Below are 15646 nucleotides of genomic sequence, written 5' to 3'. Positions count from 1 at the left end.
TCGGATCCCGAGCCCGGAGCCCGAGCCCGAAAACCGCGGCGCGAAGCCTGACCACGCAGTCCGGAACCGCTGACCTCGGAACCTCAGCGCCCTGAATTTCGGGATCCCGCCCGGAGAGCGCCGTACCGCAGGAAAAGGGCGGGCTCGGAGCCCACGCCGGAAAAGAGCGGGCTCGGAGCCAGGCAAATGCCTCCTGGCCTCCGAGCCCCACACATCCCTGCCCCTGAGCCTCGCGCTCAGCGGCCCCCGAACCCCCGCACCCGGGGCCCGCCCTCAATAGGCGAGCCGGCTGCCCCCGTCGGGCGCGCTGGTGCTCGCCTCGACCAAGGCGTTCACCACGGTGGCCACCTGAGGCAGCCAGGGCCTCCCGGAGCGGCGCAGCGGCGGCCGCTCCCAGCGCACTCGCCCGAGGCCCGTCTGCGACGGCGGCAGCACCACATAGCCGCCCTCTCCGTGGAACCGCAGCGAGCTGGGCACCCAGTCCTGCTGGTTCAGCAGCTCGCCGAGGTCTTCGAGGGAGTACGGCTCCACCAGCAGCGACCAGCGGGTGGGTGTGGCGACCACCGGGCCGAGCCGCACCCCCGCCCGGTCGAAGACCGCCAGCGCCCGCGCTCCGGCGACCGCGGGCAGGCTCACCGCGCAGGGCGCGAGGCCGCCGGTGGCCAGCAGCAGGGGCGCGCTGGGCCGGTTGGTCCACCACCAGCGCACCATCCGCGGGTCGGTGGTGGCGGCAAGGAGAACAGGGTCGAACGGATGACCACCCGGAACCGCACATTCCGGGTCGGGGCAGCCGCATACCCGGGGCCGTCCGCCGCCGGACCGGAGTCCGACGCCCGGGACCACGGGCCACTGCCACTCGGTGGCGCAGGTGAGCGCCGCACGCAGCAGCGGCGATCGCGCGCCGCGCCGCAGCGAGAACTTGCGTCGCCTTCCGAGGATCTCGCGCATGAGCGCTCGTTCCTTTCCGTTAACGCCGAGGGCTGTCCATCGCACTACATCGCACTTCAGATGGCACTTCACTTGGACTTACGTGGCGCTGTACGGCATCGTTCGGCCCGTCACAGCAGGTGGATCACAAGTCACTGCGCGTACAAGGCAGCGCATCATGCCGCGGGCCGAGCGTGGAACGTGGCGAGGGGTGGCGCGCGCATGGCGCTTGCCGTCCGGTTGGTGCGTTTTCCTCGCCACTCGGGGATGGGCGCGGCCGTTGTGGTCTATGACGCCTGGACCGGCCGCGGGGTTCCGGGGCGATCCGAACTGCCCCTGCCCCTTCTCCGAATGTGTACCCGCCGCGGTGGAGACGACGCGCTGTCGAATGACGTCAGTCGACCTCGAAGGGACAGCCTAACGACTTTTTTTCAGCCAAGTTCAATTCCCCCCAGACACCAACAAGACCACCGGGACGATGCTGGACATCGCATCTCCGCTCCGTGTACATCTGGAGACAGTAGCGGCACAGTAGCGGCGCAGCACGACAGGGGGTTTGCGATGCTATTGAGCGAGCCGGACCCGGCGGGTGAAGGCAGCGGGCCATGAACTCGCCCCACGCGCCGAAAGTGGCTGGAATCGATCCTTCCCTCCCCTCGCCCACGCAAACTGCGGACCCCGTCCCGGGCCCCGTTCCCCCGCCCCTGACCGATGCCGACCCCGGTGTCCAGGACCGGCTCGCCAGCTGGGTCTCGGATCTCACCACCCTTCATGAGCTCACCGAGCGGCTGGTCAGGACCGGGACGCTCGACGAGGCGCTGCGTGAACTGCTGCGCGCGGGCGCGGCCCTGGTCGGCGCCCGGCGCGGGCTGGTGGCGCTCGAACCGGCCGATGGACTCGGCCCGGTGACCACCGTGGGTCTCGGCCTCGGCCACGCCGATCTCGGCCAGATCGAGACCATTCCGCGCGGCTCCGCCTCCGCCGGTCATCTCCTCGACGGGCTGCCCGAGCCGGGTGGTGAGCGGCGTGCCGATGTGACCCACCCCGATATCGCCGGCGAGGCCGACCTCGACCCGCGTCACCGCGAGGTGGCCGCACGGCTCGGCTTCGCCGCGAGCTACGCGGTGCCGCTCGACCCGTTCCGGACCACCCCCTGTACCGCGCCCGTCCTCACCGCCATCCCCTCGCCCGCCCCCGACGCGGACGGGTCCGGCACCGGCTCCCCGGCGGGCGCGGGCGACCGCCCGGCCCCCGGCGCCCCCGGCACGGCGAGCGCCCCCGGCACCGGCCACGGCCGCGATGCCGCCTCCGTCGCCGCGGCCCCGCCCGGGATCGCCGCGGCCATGGCCGCCGGCGGACCCTCGGGGCGGCTCGGCGGAGCCGCCTGGCTCTATGACGAGCCCGCCGAGCCCGGGGAGCGCCAGCGTCACCTCGTGGGCCTGTACTGCCAGTACGCCGCCGCGCACATCGCCCGGCTGATCGAGCTCTCCCGCGCCCGCGCCGCCGTCGCGACCGTCCAGGAGGAGCTGCTGCCCACCCGGCTGCCCCGGGTCCCCGGGGTGCGTCTGGCCGTTCGCCACCACCCCGGTCCGCACGGCGGCGGGGACTGGTACGACGCGCTGCCGCTGCCGGACGGGGCGCTCGGGCTCTCGGTGGGCGGGGTCACCGGTTCCGGGCCGAGCGCCGTGGTCGCGATGGGGCGGCTGCGGGCCTCGCTGCGGGCGTACGCGGTGATGGAGGGCGAGGACCCGGTCGCCGTCCTGTCCGATCTGGAGCTGCTGCTGCGGCTCACCGAGCCCGCCCGCTCCGCGACCGCCCTCTTCGCCTACTGCGAGCCCGGGACGCGCAAGGTGGTGCTGGCCGGGGCCGGGCACTGCCCGCCGCTGCTCACCGGGGAGCGGCGCACCGAGTTCGTGGAGACCACCCTGTCCGCGCCGCTGGGGATGCTCTCGTGCTGGGAGGCGCCCAGCGTCGAGATCGCACCGTCGTCCGGGGAAACGCTCCTCTTCTACAGCGACGGGCTGCTCCACCGCACCGGGGAGCCGATGGACCGGGCCTTCACCCGGCTGCAGACGGCCGCGGCGAGCGCGCCCAAGGGCGTCCGGGGCGATCCAGACGCCTTCGCCGACCATGTGCTCCGTACGGTCCTCCCCGACGGCCCGGCGGCCCCGGCGGGGCGGCCCTCGGAGGACGGCACCGAGGACCTGGTCCTGCTCGTGGCCCACTTCGACTGAGGCGCGCGTTCGACTGAGGCTCGCGTTCGGCTGGGGCCTGATATCTGCTGAGGCGCGCGTTCGGCTGGGGCCCGACTTCTGCTGAGGCGCGCGTTCGGCCGAGGCTCGAGGGGGACCACGGCGCCCGCTGGAGCCGTGGTCGCCCCGCGCTTCGGGCCCTCCCTGCCGTCGCGCCCCCGCACATACGATGGGTGGGGTCCAGTTCGAGGAGGAAGACGTGACCGAGGAGCCCACTCCCGAAGCCCCGGAGAACCCGGAAGGCGAGGAGCCCATCAAGCAGCGGAAGAACGGCCTCTACCCAGGCGTTTCCGACGAGCTTGCGGCGAACATGCAGTCCGGTTGGGCGGACACCGAGCTGCACGACCTGGAGCCCGTCGAGCAGGCTCCGCACACCGCCCGCCGCCGCGCCGCGCTCTCCGCGCGCTTCCCGGGCGACCGCCTGGTCATCCCCGCGGGCAATCTCCGTACCCGCTCCAACGACACGGACTACGGCTTCCGCGCCTCGACCGAGTACGCGTACCTCACCGGCGACCAGACCGAGGACGGGGTGCTGGTCCTGGAGCCCGAGGCGGGCGGCGGCCACACCGCGACGCTGTACCTGCTGCCGCGCTCCAACCGGGAGAACGGCGAGTTCTGGCTGGACGGCCACGGCGAGCTGTGGGTCGGCCGCCGGCTCAGCCTTACGGAGGCCGAGAAGCGGCTGGGCCTGGCCGCCAAGGACGTCCGCGAGCTGGCCGACGAGCTCAGGGCCGCGACCGGCCCGGTCCGTATCGTGCGCGGTCACGACGCCGCCCTGGAGGCCGCGCTGACCGACAAGGTCACCGGTGAGCGCGACGAGGAGCTGCGGGTCTTCCTCAGCGAGCAGCGCCTGGTCAAGGACGAGTTCGAGATCGGCCAGCTGCAGGCGGCCGTCGACTCGACGGCCCGCGGCTTCGAGGACGTCGTCAAGGTACTCGACAAGGCGCAGGCGACGTCCGAGCGCTATATCGAAGGAACGTTCTTCCTTCGGGCCCGGGTCGAGGGCAACGACGTCGGCTACGGCAGCATCTGCGCCGCGGGCCCGCACGCCACCACGTTGCACTGGGTGCGCAACGACGGCCCGGTCCGCTCCGGCGATCTGCTCCTCCTGGACGCGGGCGTGGAGACCACCACCCTCTACACCGCCGACGTGACCCGCACGCTGCCGGTGAACGGCACCTACAGCCCGCTGCAGCGCAAGATCTACGACGCGGTGTACGAGGCGCAGGAGGCGGGCATCGCCGCGGTCCGGCCGGGGGCGAAGTACCGCGACTTCCACGACGCCGCCCAGCACGTCCTGGCCACCAGGCTCGTCGAGTGGGGCCTTGTCGAGGGCCCGGTGGAGCGGGTGCTGGAGCTGGGGCTGCAGCGCCGCTGGACCCTGCACGGCACCGGCCACATGCTCGGCATGGACGTCCACGACTGCGCCGTGGCCCGTACCGAGACCTATGTGGACGGCACCCTGGAGCCCGGGATGTGCCTGACGGTCGAGCCGGGGCTGTACTTCCAGCCCGACGATCTGACCGTGCCCGAGGAGTACCGGGGCATCGGCGTGCGGATCGAGGACGACATCCTGGTGACGGAGGACGGCAACCGCGTGCTGTCGGCCGCGCTGCCGCGGACCGCCGACGACGTCGAGGCGTGGATGGCCCGCCTGACCGCGTGAGGCGGCGGCTCATCGTGTGATCACGTGATCCTGTGGGGAGCGGCGGCGCCGCTCCCCACCGTGCGTTCTCAGCCCTGTCCCGGCACCTTGCGGGTGGTCACCGCGATCCGGTTCCAGGAGTTGATCGTGAAGATGAGGGCGATGAGCCGGGCCAGCTCCGGCTCCTCGAAGTGCCGGGCGGCCCGTTCGTAGACCTCGTCCGGGACGCCGCCCGGCAGCAGTGTGACGGCCTCGGTGAGCGCCAGGGCGGCCTGCTCCTTCTCGGTGTAGAAGCCGCCCTTACCGGCCTCCTCCCAGACCCCCACCAGGGCGATGCGCTCATCGCTCTCGCCCGCCTCATGGGCGTCGGTGGTGTGCATATGGAGGCAGTAGGCGCAGTTGTTGAGCTGGGAGGAGCGGATCTGCACCAGTTCCACCAGGGCCGGGTCCAGTCCCTCGCGGGCGGCCGCGTCCAGGCTGATCAGCGCCTTGAAGGCCTTGGGGGCGGCCTTCGCGAAGTCGACCCGTCCGGTCTGCCGCGCCGCCGTCGCCGTCGCCCTCGCCGCTGTGGTCGTCGTCTGTGCCGCCGTCGCTGTCGCCGCTGTGGTCGTCGTCTGCGCCGCCGTCGTCGTCGCTGTCGTAGTCGTCATGGGAATGAAATTAGGCCGCTAAGCGACCCTCTGTAGGGTGCATTTCCATGGCGGATTCATGGGTCAATTCGGCGGAGATCCTCGGCAGTGACCTCCATCTGGAGCTCGCCCGCGCTGGCAGCCGCAGGACCGCCCTGATGACCGCGCTGCGCGAGGCCATCCGCGACGGCCGGCTCGCCCCGGACACCCGGCTGCCGCCTTACCGCTCCCTCGCCGCCGACCTGGGGATCGCCCGGAACACGGTCGCCGACGCCTATGCCGAGCTGGTCGCCGAGGGCTGGCTCACTGCCCGCCAGGGCTCCGGGACCCGGGTGGCGCCCCGCCCCGCACCGCCCCCGCCACGGCGGCGCGCGCCCGGCCGGGGGCCCGGCGGGCGGTCGGCCGGGGCGGGCGGCGGCCCTCGCGCGCCCCGGCCCGCCCCGCGACCGGTGCACAACCTGCTGCAGGGCCAGCCGGACGCCGCCGCCTTCCCCCGCACCGCCTGGCTCGCCTCGGCCCGCCGCGCGCTGACCGCCGCGCCGCATGAGGCGTTCGGCCCCGGTGATCCGCGCGGCCGCCCGGAGCTGCGCCGCGCCCTGGCCGACTACCTCGCCCGCGCCCGCGGCGTCCGCACCGACCCCGGCCGGATCGTCGTCTGCTCGGGCTTCGCGCACGCCCTGAGGCTGCTGAGCGGCACCCGGCTGCTGCGTCCGCGGATGGCCGTGGAGTCCTACGGCCTGGCGTTCCACCGCTCGCTGCTGAGCTCCGCCGGGATCCGTACGATCCCGCTTCCGCTGGACGCCGATGGCGCCCTTACGGAGGGACTGACCGCCCTCGACGGCCTACGGGCGGCCCTGCTCACCCCCGCCCACCAGTTCCCCACCGGCGGTCCGCTGCACCCCGAGCGGCGGGCCGCGGCCGTCGCCTGGGCGCGGGAGAGCGGCGGTCTGGTCCTGGAGGACGACTACGACGGGGAGTTCCGCTACGACCGCCGTCCGGTGGGCGCCGTCCAGGGCCTCGACCCCGAACGGGTGCTCTACCTCGGCTCGGTCAGCAAGAGTCTCTCCCCGGCCCTGCGGCTGGGCTGGATGGTCCTGCCGGACCAGCTGGTCGACCGCGTGCTGGCCGCCAAGGGGGAGCGCGAGGGCTGGACCGGCGTCATCGACCAGCTGACCCTCGCGGACTTCATCGAATCGGGCGGCTACGACGGCCATGTGCGCCGGATGCGCCAGCGCTACCGCCGTCGGCGCGATCAGCTCGTCGCCACCCTCGCCGAACGCGCGCCCCATGTCCGCGTCTCGGGGATCGCGGCCGGGCTGCACGCGGTGCTGGAGCTACCGCCCAGCACCGAGCGGTCCGCCCTGCGCGCCGCCGCCTGGCAGGGGCTGGCGCTCGACGGCCTCGGCGGCTACCGCCACCCGGACGCCACCGCACCCCACCCCGACGGGCTCGTGGTGGGCTACGCGACCCCGCCCGAGCACTCCTTCGCGGGAGCGCTGGACGCGCTGTGCCGCGCCCTGCCGCCCGACCAGACCGATCAGACCGATCAGATCGACCGGACCGAACAGACGGCCACCTGACGCGCCTGACGCCCTGAGCTCGTTGAAGGGCTACGACGCGGTTACGACGCCCTCAGCAGCGCCCCTTCACGCCACTTGAGGATCTTGTCGAAGCTCACCACCACCCCGCCGCGCCCCGGACGGTCCCGGTAGCGGACATGGTCGGTGAGAGCCTCGATGAGGAAAAGCCCCCGCCCGTGCTCCGCCTGTGGCGGAGCCGGACTGCGCGGCTGCTGTGGTCTCGGCGCGCCCGCCGGACGCCGCTCGTTCCGCGTGCGGCCCTCGCGGCGGACGGTGCCGCGTCCGGCGAAGCCGGGGCCGGAGTCGGTGACCTCGATACGGCAGGTGTCGCCGTCGATATAGGCCGTGACTCGATAATCCCCGCCCGTGCCGTCGCGACCCCCGTGCTCCACCGCGTTCGCACACGCCTCGGAGAGGGCGACCGACAGATCGTAGGAGATCTCCGGATCGACTCCGGCCGTCTCCATGGTGCCGAGGAGCAGTCGTCGTGCGAGCGGAACGCTCGCCGCCTCGCGGGGCAAATGGAGTGACCACCAGATGCTCATGCTCCAGCCTCCCGGCCGCGGCTCGACATACCGTTACGTATTGCCTGGGTCCATGGTCCGTAAGCGTCTTATCAACGTGACTCCGCTCATTCGGCGGACGCGCTCGATGCGCGAACCGGTGTATGGGCCTGTCCCGGTGTGCGCCGGTACGCCCCACCCGCCGTAGGGAATGCGCCCACCCAGTGGGATGATGGCGCCGCCATGGCTTCCCCTGTCGCCCGTGCCGGCGCCGATCTGCGAATGCTGCGGGCCGCGGTCTTCACCGCGGTCTGCGTCGTGCTGTCCGCGGCGGGGCACGTGCTGGCCTCCTGCGCGACCGTGCCGCTGTGGACGGTGGGCGTGGGCTGCGCGGCGATGTTCACGGTGGCGCTGACGCTGGCCGGGCGGGAGCGGTCGCTGCCCGGGATAGCGGCCCTGCTGGCCGTCGGGCAGCTCGCGCTGCACGCGCTCTTCGCGCTCGGGCAACACCGGGCGACGGCCGCCGAGGAGGCCGCCCAGCGGGCCGACGCCGCCCAGGGCCACGTCATCGGCCTGGCCGCCAGGCTGCTGTGCGCGTCGGGCCCCGGACGGCTCGACGCCACCACGGCCCATCGGATCGTCGCGCACGCGGGCATCGACCCGTCCGCCGCGCACAGCCCGCACACCATGCCGTCGTCCGCCGCCCCGGCGGAGCGGGCGGCCGGGATGGCGGGCCTGCTGCCGTCACTGCCCATGACCCTGGGCCATCTGCTCGCCGCGCTCGCCATCGGCTGGCTGCTGCGCCGGGGCGAGATGGCCGTATGGCGGGCGGTGCGGCTGTCGGTGGACGGGGCGCGCGGGGTCGCGGAGGCCGCGCTCGTACGGGCGCTGCGCGCCGCCCTGAAGCTCGTACGGGTGCTCCTGGCCCCTTCGGGAGCGCCTTACGGCGGGCCGTGCCGTCCGCGCACGGCCGATCGGGACGAGGGCGGGACGACGGCCCTCGTCCTCCAGCACAGCGTGATCAGGCGGGGACCGCCGGCCTGCGACCTCGCGGCCTGACCGACGCGACACTCCTCCAGCGGGACCGGAGGGTGGCCGCGACGTCGCCGCACGCGCGCCCACCCATCTGATCATTCCTGTCCCTGGAGTGTTGACATGAACGCCATGCCTCTTCGCCGTCTGCCGGTCATCGGAGCCCTCACCGCGGGCGGCCTGGTGCTGCTCGCCGCGGGCCCCGCCTTCGCGCACGTCAGCGTGCAGCCCGGCGAGGCCGAGAAGGGCGGCTACAGCACCATCAACTTCAAGGTGCCGAACGAGCGCGACGACGCCTCCACCGTCAAGCTCGAGGTGACCCTGCCCGCTGACCATCCGCTCGCCTCGGTGATGCCCCAGCCGGTGCCCGGCTGGGACGTCAAGGTCACCAAGTCCAAGCTCCCCAAGCCCATGGAGATGCACGGCGAGAAGATCAGCGAGGCGGTCACCAAGGTCACCTGGTCCGGCGGGAAGATCGAGCCGGGGATGTTCCAGCAGTTCCCGCTGTCGGTCGGCCAGCTGCCCGACGACGCCGACCAGCTCGCCTTCAAGGCGCTCCAGACGTACGACAACAAGGAGGTCGTGCGCTGGATCGAGGAGCCCAAGGAGGGCGCCGCCGAACCGGAGAACCCGGCGCCGGTGCTCAAGCTGGTCGCCCCGGCCGAGGGCTCGGACGGCCATGACGCCGCCGCGGCCTCCGGACAGGGCAAGGACAGCGGCTCCGAGAAGGCCGGCGCCGAGAACTCCGCCTCGGCCGACTCCTCCGACGACAAGGACAGCAGCGACACCACGGCCCGGGTGCTGGGCATCGTCGGCATCGTCATCGGCGCCGCCGGTGTCGCCTACGGCGTGGTCGTCAGCCGCCGCCGCTCCGCCTGACCGTCGACCACCCGACCGTACGCGGGTAACCGCCGGTGACCACCGGTCGTGAACCGGCCGTGTGATCCCGGCGGGGGCGGCGGACGCCCGTGTCCGCCGCCCCCGCGCGCCACCGAACCACTTCTCTCTTTGGAGAACAGCTCCATGCGCACCAAAATCCTGGCCACCGCCATCGTCGCCGCCGCCGCGCTCACCCTCAGCGCCTGCGGCGGCTCGGACAGCGGCGGCAAGGGCGACAACGCGGCCGCCGCCGAGGTCAAGGGCGGCCAGAAGTCGGGGCAGGCCATCGTCCTCGACCAGGCGAAGGCCAAGCCGGACCTCGCCCTCACCGACACCGACGGCAAGAAGTACGACCTGCTCAAGGAGACCAAGGGCCGGCCCACCCTGCTCTTCTTCGGCTACACCCACTGCCCGGACGTCTGCCCGCTGACCATGAGCAACGTCGCCCTCGCCGTGAAGAAGCTCCCCAAGGCGGAGCGGGAGAAGCTGCGCGTCGTCTTCGTCAGCACCGACCCGGCCCGGGACACCCCCAAGCGGATGCGTTCCTGGCTGGACGCCCAGGGCGGCACCGACTTCGTCGGCCTGACCGGCGACTTCAACACCATCGAGGCCGCCGCGCGGCCGCTGGGCATCTTCATCGAGAAGCCGAAGAAGGAGAAGGACGGCAGCATCACGGTCAGCCACGGCGCCGAGGTGATCGGCTTCTCGCCCAAGGACGACAAGGGTCACTGGATCTACACGACGGATGCCACGGCGGATCGTTACGCCAAGGATCTGCCGAAGATCATCGAGGGGCGGAACCCGTGACAGCGGCGGCCCCTGGCGTTCCCGGCCTCCGTAAGGCGGCCGCCGCCGTCCTCGCCCTCGGTCTGTCCGCCGCGCTCGCCGCCTGCTCGGGCGACGGCGGCGGCGGGAAGGGCGGGGGCGACCCCAAGCTGTCCGTGACCGGCGCCTATGTCTCCCAGCCGCCCCTGACCGACATGGCGGCGGGCTATCTGACCGTGCGGAACGCCGGTGGCGGCGCCGACGAGCTGACGTCCGTCACCACTCCGCTCGCCTCCGAGGTCACCCTGCACACCACCCAGGGCACCCGGATGAAACAGGTGAGCTCGCTCGACGTCCCGGCCAACGACCGGGTCGAGCTGTCCAGCGGCGGAGATCATCTGATGCTGACAAACCTCTCCCACCGGCCGAAGGTCGGTGAGAAGGTCAGCTTCACCCTGCACTTCGCCACATCCGACCCCATCGAGATCAAAGTCCCGGTCGAGCCGACGACGTACCGCCCCAAGGACTGACACCCGATGCCCTCGCTGACCTCCCTGGCCCCCGCCGGGCCCACCGCGACCCCCTCCCGGACCACCGCGACCGCCCGGCGGCTGATGGCGATCTGCGGCACCCTGCTCGCCGCGCTGCTGTGCGCGCTGAGCGTGGGCGCGAGCTCCGCGTCCGCGCATGCCGCGCTCACCTCCACCGACCCCGCCGACGGCTCGGTGGTGAAGACCGCGCCCAGGGAGGTCACGCTGGACTTCTCGGAGGGCGTGCTGCTCTCCGGCGACTCGGTGCGCGTGCTCGACCCCAAGGGCAAGCGCGTGGACACCGGGAAGACCGCCCATGTCGGCGGCAAGTCGTCGACCGCCGCCGCCGGGCTGCACTCCGGGCTTCCGGACGGCACCTACACGGTGGCGTGGAAGGCGGTCTCGGAGGACAGCCACCCGGTGAGCGGCGCGTTCACCTTCTCCATCGGCGCCCCGTCCAAGACCACGGCGAAGGTGCCCACGGGCGAGGCGTCCGACAGCACCGTCAGCACGCTCTACGGAATCGGCCGGTACGCCGCCTACGGCGGGTTCGCGGCCCTGGTCGGCGGCAGTGTGTTCGCCGGGTTCTGCCGGTCCTCCCGCCCGGTGCGGAAGATCGCCGTGGGCGGCTGGGTGACGGTCTTCACGGCCAGCCTGCTGCTGTTGCTGCTGCGCGGGCCGTACACCGACGGCGAGGGGATCGGCGGGATCCTCGACCTCGGCCGGCTGGGCGATGTGCTGTCCACCAAACCGGGCGCGGCACTGCTGTCCCGGCTGCTGCTGCTCGGCGCGGCGGCGGTCTTCCTGGCCGTCCTCTTCGGCTCGTACACCCGTCGCACCGGGGAGCGGGAGGCGGACGCGCGGCGCCGCCAGGACCTCGCCTTCGGGCTGGGCTTCGGCGGCACGGTGATGGCGGTGGGCCTCTCCGCGACCTGGGCGATGGCCGAGCACGCCTCGGTCGGCCTCCAGCGGCAGCTGGCCATGCCGGTGGACATGATCCATCTGATCGCGGTCGGGGTGTGGCTGGGCGGTCTGGCCTCGCTCGCGGTGACGCTCCGGGCGGGTGAGCCGATCGGGCGGGCGGACGTGCGCCGCTTCTCGCGGCTGGCCTTCGGGTCGGTCGTCGCCCTGGTGGTCACCGGGCTGTATCAGTCGTGGCGGCAGGTGGGCTCCTGGGGGGCGCTGACCGACACCGAGTACGGGCGATGGCTGCTGGTCAAAATGGGTCTGGTGGCGGTGCTCCTGGGCATCGCGGCCATGTCGCGACGCTGGACCGGCCGCCTTACGGATGCCACGGCGAACGCGGCGGAGGAGACGGACGCGGCGGAGGAGACAGGCGCGGAGGCCGAGGCGGACGCGGAGGCCGAGGCGGAGGCCGGGACCAAGGCTGAGGCCGGGATCAAGGCGGAGGCCGGGACCAAGGCTGAGGCCAAGGCCGCGGTGAAGGCCGCGCGGCCGGTCCGTACCGGCGCTGCCGACGCGACGGTCGACACCCCTGCCGACGCCGAGACCGGGTCCGGAGACAAGCCCGGTGACGGTGCCGGCGACGCTGACGACACCAACGCCGACGATCCCGAACGCGCCGCCCAGCTCGCCCGTCAGCGGGCCGCCAAGGACAAGACCGCCACGCTGCGGGAGCGCGACGCCGACCGCGAGCGCAGCGGTCTGCGCCGGTCGGTGATCGCCGAGACCATCGTGGCCGTCGTGCTGCTGGCGGTGGCCACCGTGCTGAGCGGCACCCAGCCCGGCCGGGCCGAGACCCAGCAGGCGAGCGCCCCGGCCACCAAGCCCGGCGGCCAGCTGAACGTCGACCCGGTGAGCGTGCTCGTCCCCTATAACACGGGCCCCAAGAGCGGCCGCGGTAAGGCCGTTGTCATGATCGAACCCGCTCTGCCGGGTGACAACGCGCTGCATGTCTTCACCACCGACCTGGCGGACCGTCCCGTGGACGTCCCCGAGGTCAAGCTGTCGCTGACGCTCAAGTCGAAGGGGATCGGGCCGCTGCGCATCCCGCTCGAGCGCCTCTCGACCGGGCACTGGAGCGCCAAGACCGTCCAGCTCCCCATGGCCGGCACCTGGCAGCTCTCCCTGACCGTACGAACCTCCGACATCGACCAGGTGACGGAGACCAGGAACGTGAAAGTCGCGCAATGACGACAGAGCAAGCACCCTCGTCCGGCATCTCCCGGCGGCGTCTGCTGGGCTCGGCGGGTGCCGCCGGCGCGGCCGGACTGGTCGCCGGCGGAGCCGCCGGTGCCTACGCGTCCGAGGCGACGCGGGAGGTACCCGAACCCCTCAGCTCCCTGGGCGCCACCGCCGTGCCCTTCCACGGCAGGCGCCAGGCGGGCATCACCACCCCTCTCCAGGGCCACGGCCATCTGCTCGCCTTCGACCTGGCGCCCGGTGCGAACCGCAAGGCGGCCGCCGCACTGCTGCGCCGCTGGTCGCGAACGGCGAAGGAGCTGATGGCGGGCGAGACCCCGCCGGACGACACGGGGATCGCGCTCGATGCCGGTCCGTCGTCCCTTACGGTCACCTTCGGCTTCGGGCGGACCTTCTTCGGCAAGGCGGGACTCGACGACCAGCTGCCGGAGGCGCTCGCTCCGCTGCCCGACTTCGTCTCGGACGAGCTCGACCCCAAGCGCAGCAATGGCGATCTGTGGATCCAGATCGGCGCCGATGACGCGCTGGTCGGCTTCCACGCGCTGCGCGCACTGCAGCGCGAGGCCGCGGGCACGGCCCGGCTGCGCTGGCAGATGAACGGCTTCAACCGCACCCCCGGCGCCACCGACCGCCCCATGACCACCCGCAACCTCATGGGACAGATCGACGGCACCAACAACCCCAAGCCGGCCGACGACGACTTCGAACGGCGGATCTTCGTACCGGAGAAGGGCGAGCCCGCGTGGATGGCGGGCGGTTCCTACGCGGTCGTCCGGCGCATCCGGATGCTGCTGGACACCTGGGACCACCTCTCCCTGGAGCGGCAGGAGAAGGTGGTCGGCCGCCGCAAGTCCGACGGCGCCCCGCTGTCCGGCGGCACGGAGACCACCCCGGTCCGGCTCGACAAGGTCAACGCGGACGGTGCGCTGGCCATCGCGGGCGCCGCCCATGTGCGGGTCGCGGCGCCCGCGTCCAACCAGGGCGCCGCGATGCTGCGCAGGCCCTTCTCGTACCACGACGGCTTCCGCGACGACGGGGCGCCGGACGCCGGGCTGCTCTTCATCGCCTGGCAGGCGGATCCGATGAAGGGGTTCGTCCCGGTGCAGCGGAAGCTGGACCTGGGGGACGATCTGTCGCGGTTCCTGCGGCACGAGGCCAGCGCGCTGTTCGCGGTGCCCCCGGGCTGCGCCCCGGGCGAGTACGTGGGTCAGGCACTCTTGGAGGGATAGGAGACGGGGACGAGCCGCCCCCGGTCGCCCGCGTCCAAGGGGTGACCGGCGAGTCCGCCGGGTTCGGGGACGCGAGTATCGTGGCGGTCTCGTCTGATCACAGGGAGCGACCGTGATGTCGGCCAGCCGCTATGCCTACCTCGGCCCCGAGGGCACCTTCACCGAGGCCGCCCTGCGGTCCATGCCGGAGGCCGCCACCCGGGAGCTGGTACCGATGGTCTCGGTGCCGGTGGCGCTCGACGCGGTGCGCTCCGGTGCCGCGGCGGCCGCGCTGGTCCCCATCGAGAACTCGGTCGAGGGCGGCGTCACCGCGACCCTCGACGAGCTGGCCACCGGCGAACCGCTGATGATCTACCGCGAGGTGCTGCTGTCGATCAGCTTCGCCCTGCTGGTACGGCCGGGCACCGCGCTGGCGGACATCAAGACGGTGACCGGGCATCCGGTCGCCCAGCCCCAGGTCCGCAACTGGCTGGCGGCGAACCTCCCGGACGCCCTGTGGGAATCGGCCGCCTCGAACGCGGACGGCGCCCGGCTGGTGCAGGAGGGGCGGTACGACGCGGCGTTCGCGGGCGAGTTCGCGGCGTCCAGGTACGGTCTGGAGCCGCTGGTCACCGACATCCACGACGCGCAGAACGCGATGACCCGCTTCGTCCTGGCCGGCCGCCCCGCCCGGCCCGCCGCCCGCACGGGCGCGGACAAGACGTCCGTGGTGATCTGGCTCGGGGACGACCATCCGGGCGCGCTGCTGGAGCTGCTGCAGGAGTTCTCCGCGCGCGGGGTCAACCTGATGCGGATCGAATCGCGCCCGACCGGCGAGGGCATCGGCCGCTACTGCTTCTCGGTGGACTGTGAGGGGCACATCACCGACCGGCGGGTGGGCTCGGCCCTGATGGGGCTGAAGCGGATCTGCCCGAAGGTGCGGTTCCTGGGCTCGTATCCCCGGGCGGGCGTGACGGCGGAGGACCTGGCGGAGCTGCGGCACGGCACCTCGGACGAGGCGTTCACGGAGGCGGCGGAGTGGCTGGCCCGCTGCCAGGACGGCCGGGCCTGAGCCGGGTCCGGGCCTGAGCCGGGTCCGGGGCTGAGGCGGGTCCGGGGCTGAGCGCCGCCCGGCTGCTGGGGATCGTCGGAATCGCTGCGGAAAAGTTATCCACAGGCTGACGCGGCATGCTGGGGATAAGTCGACATCATCAATCCGGCGAGGCGGTCACATCGCCCCATAAGCCGCATGCGGCCCCATCGTCGAACATCACTCACTTGTCACCCCAATTCCCTCGACCAACTCTTTGGAGTGAGGGATTCCTCTCTTGTGGAGTGTGTGAACGCGGTTTGATAGGGGAATCCATCGCCGAGCACTTGGGGGTCTCAGCGATCACCGCGACATCCACAGATCTCACACACAGCCTGTGGATAACTCCGGGGATTCCCCCCACCCCTGTGGACAACCGGGCCTCAACTCACCCTGTACACAAGGGAAGAAGGTCGACTCGACGCCGCCTCTTTGCCCCTTTT

13 protein-coding genes are annotated in these 15646 nt (G+C 72.5%); 10 read left to right on the top strand and 3 right to left on the bottom strand.

The features are described 5' to 3' along the window. Positions 1–273: 273 nt before the first annotated feature. Complete coding sequence (locus J8403_RS22335; protein WP_211124717.1) at positions 274–948, bottom strand: bifunctional DNA primase/polymerase; 675 nt, start codon at positions 946–948, stop codon at positions 274–276. Between the two features lie 584 nt (positions 949–1532). Between J8403_RS22335 and J8403_RS22330 the strand changes: the two genes are divergently transcribed. After that, on the top strand, positions 1533–3161 hold the full coding sequence (locus J8403_RS22330) for a GAF domain-containing SpoIIE family protein phosphatase (protein WP_211124716.1): 1629 nt from the start codon (positions 1533–1535) through the stop codon (positions 3159–3161). 187 nt (positions 3162–3348) lie between these two features. Next, a complete protein-coding gene (locus tag J8403_RS22325) occupies positions 3349–4845 on the top strand; it encodes an aminopeptidase P family protein (RefSeq protein ID WP_211124715.1) in 1497 nt (498 codons plus the stop codon). 68 nt (positions 4846–4913) lie between these two features. Here the strand turns inward: J8403_RS22325 and J8403_RS22320 are convergent, their stop codons facing one another. Then, positions 4914–5474, bottom strand: a complete 561-nt coding sequence (locus tag J8403_RS22320; protein ID WP_211124714.1) for a carboxymuconolactone decarboxylase family protein — start codon at positions 5472–5474, stop codon at positions 4914–4916. Between the two features lie 47 nt (positions 5475–5521). Here J8403_RS22320 and pdxR point away from each other — a divergent pair, with 47 nt between their 5' ends. Continuing rightward, entirely contained in the window at positions 5522–7033 is a 1512-nt protein-coding gene (gene pdxR, locus J8403_RS22315; RefSeq protein WP_211124713.1) for a MocR-like pyridoxine biosynthesis transcription factor PdxR, read from the top strand. A 41-nt stretch (positions 7034–7074) separates the two neighbouring features. Here pdxR and J8403_RS22310 read toward each other — a convergent pair whose 3' ends face one another. Next, a complete protein-coding gene (locus tag J8403_RS22310) occupies positions 7075–7578 on the bottom strand; it encodes an ATP-binding protein (protein ID WP_093463103.1) in 504 nt (167 codons plus the stop codon). A 201-nt stretch (positions 7579–7779) separates the two neighbouring features. On the opposite strand from J8403_RS22310, the gene J8403_RS22305 reads away from it, so the two are divergent. The 7 genes from J8403_RS22305 to pheA all read left to right on the top strand — a co-directional run bounded on the left by J8403_RS22305 (position 7780) and on the right by pheA (position 15185). Continuing rightward, entirely contained in the window at positions 7780–8595 is an 816-nt protein-coding gene (locus tag J8403_RS22305; protein ID WP_211124712.1) for a hypothetical protein, read from the top strand. A gap of 96 nt (positions 8596–8691) precedes the next feature. Then, positions 8692–9447: a YcnI family copper-binding membrane protein gene (locus J8403_RS22300; RefSeq protein ID WP_425519823.1), complete on the top strand. Its 756-nt coding sequence runs from the start codon at positions 8692–8694 to the stop codon at positions 9445–9447. A 144-nt stretch (positions 9448–9591) separates the two neighbouring features. Beyond that, the gene (locus J8403_RS22295) at positions 9592–10254 is read left to right on the top strand and encodes an SCO family protein (RefSeq protein ID WP_211124710.1); all 663 of its coding nucleotides are present in this window, start codon (positions 9592–9594) and stop codon (positions 10252–10254) included. Beyond that, positions 10251–10742, top strand: a complete 492-nt coding sequence (locus tag J8403_RS22290; RefSeq protein ID WP_211124709.1) for a copper chaperone PCu(A)C — start codon at positions 10251–10253, stop codon at positions 10740–10742. The genes J8403_RS22295 and J8403_RS22290 overlap by 4 nt, the downstream gene beginning before the upstream one ends. Positions 10743–10748: 6 nt before the next feature. Further along, the gene (locus J8403_RS22285; protein ID WP_211124708.1) at positions 10749–12896 is read left to right on the top strand and encodes a copper resistance CopC/CopD family protein; all 2148 of its coding nucleotides are present in this window, start codon (positions 10749–10751) and stop codon (positions 12894–12896) included. Continuing rightward, positions 12893–14134: an iron uptake transporter deferrochelatase/peroxidase subunit gene (gene efeB, locus J8403_RS22280; protein WP_211124707.1), complete on the top strand. Its 1242-nt coding sequence runs from the start codon at positions 12893–12895 to the stop codon at positions 14132–14134. Before J8403_RS22285 ends, efeB begins: the two co-directional genes overlap by 4 nt. A 115-nt stretch (positions 14135–14249) precedes the next feature. Continuing rightward, complete coding sequence (pheA, locus tag J8403_RS22275) at positions 14250–15185, top strand: prephenate dehydratase (RefSeq protein WP_086705870.1); 936 nt, start codon at positions 14250–14252, stop codon at positions 15183–15185. Positions 15186–15646: the final 461 nt, after the last annotated feature.

Origin of the sequence: Streptomyces yatensis (assembly GCF_018069625.1) — a bacterium.
GTDB classification, from domain to species: Bacteria; Actinomycetota; Actinomycetes; order Streptomycetales; family Streptomycetaceae; genus Streptomyces; species Streptomyces yatensis.
Note: the sequence above shows the minus strand (reverse complement) of the source record. Positions and strands in the feature narration are given on the sequence as shown.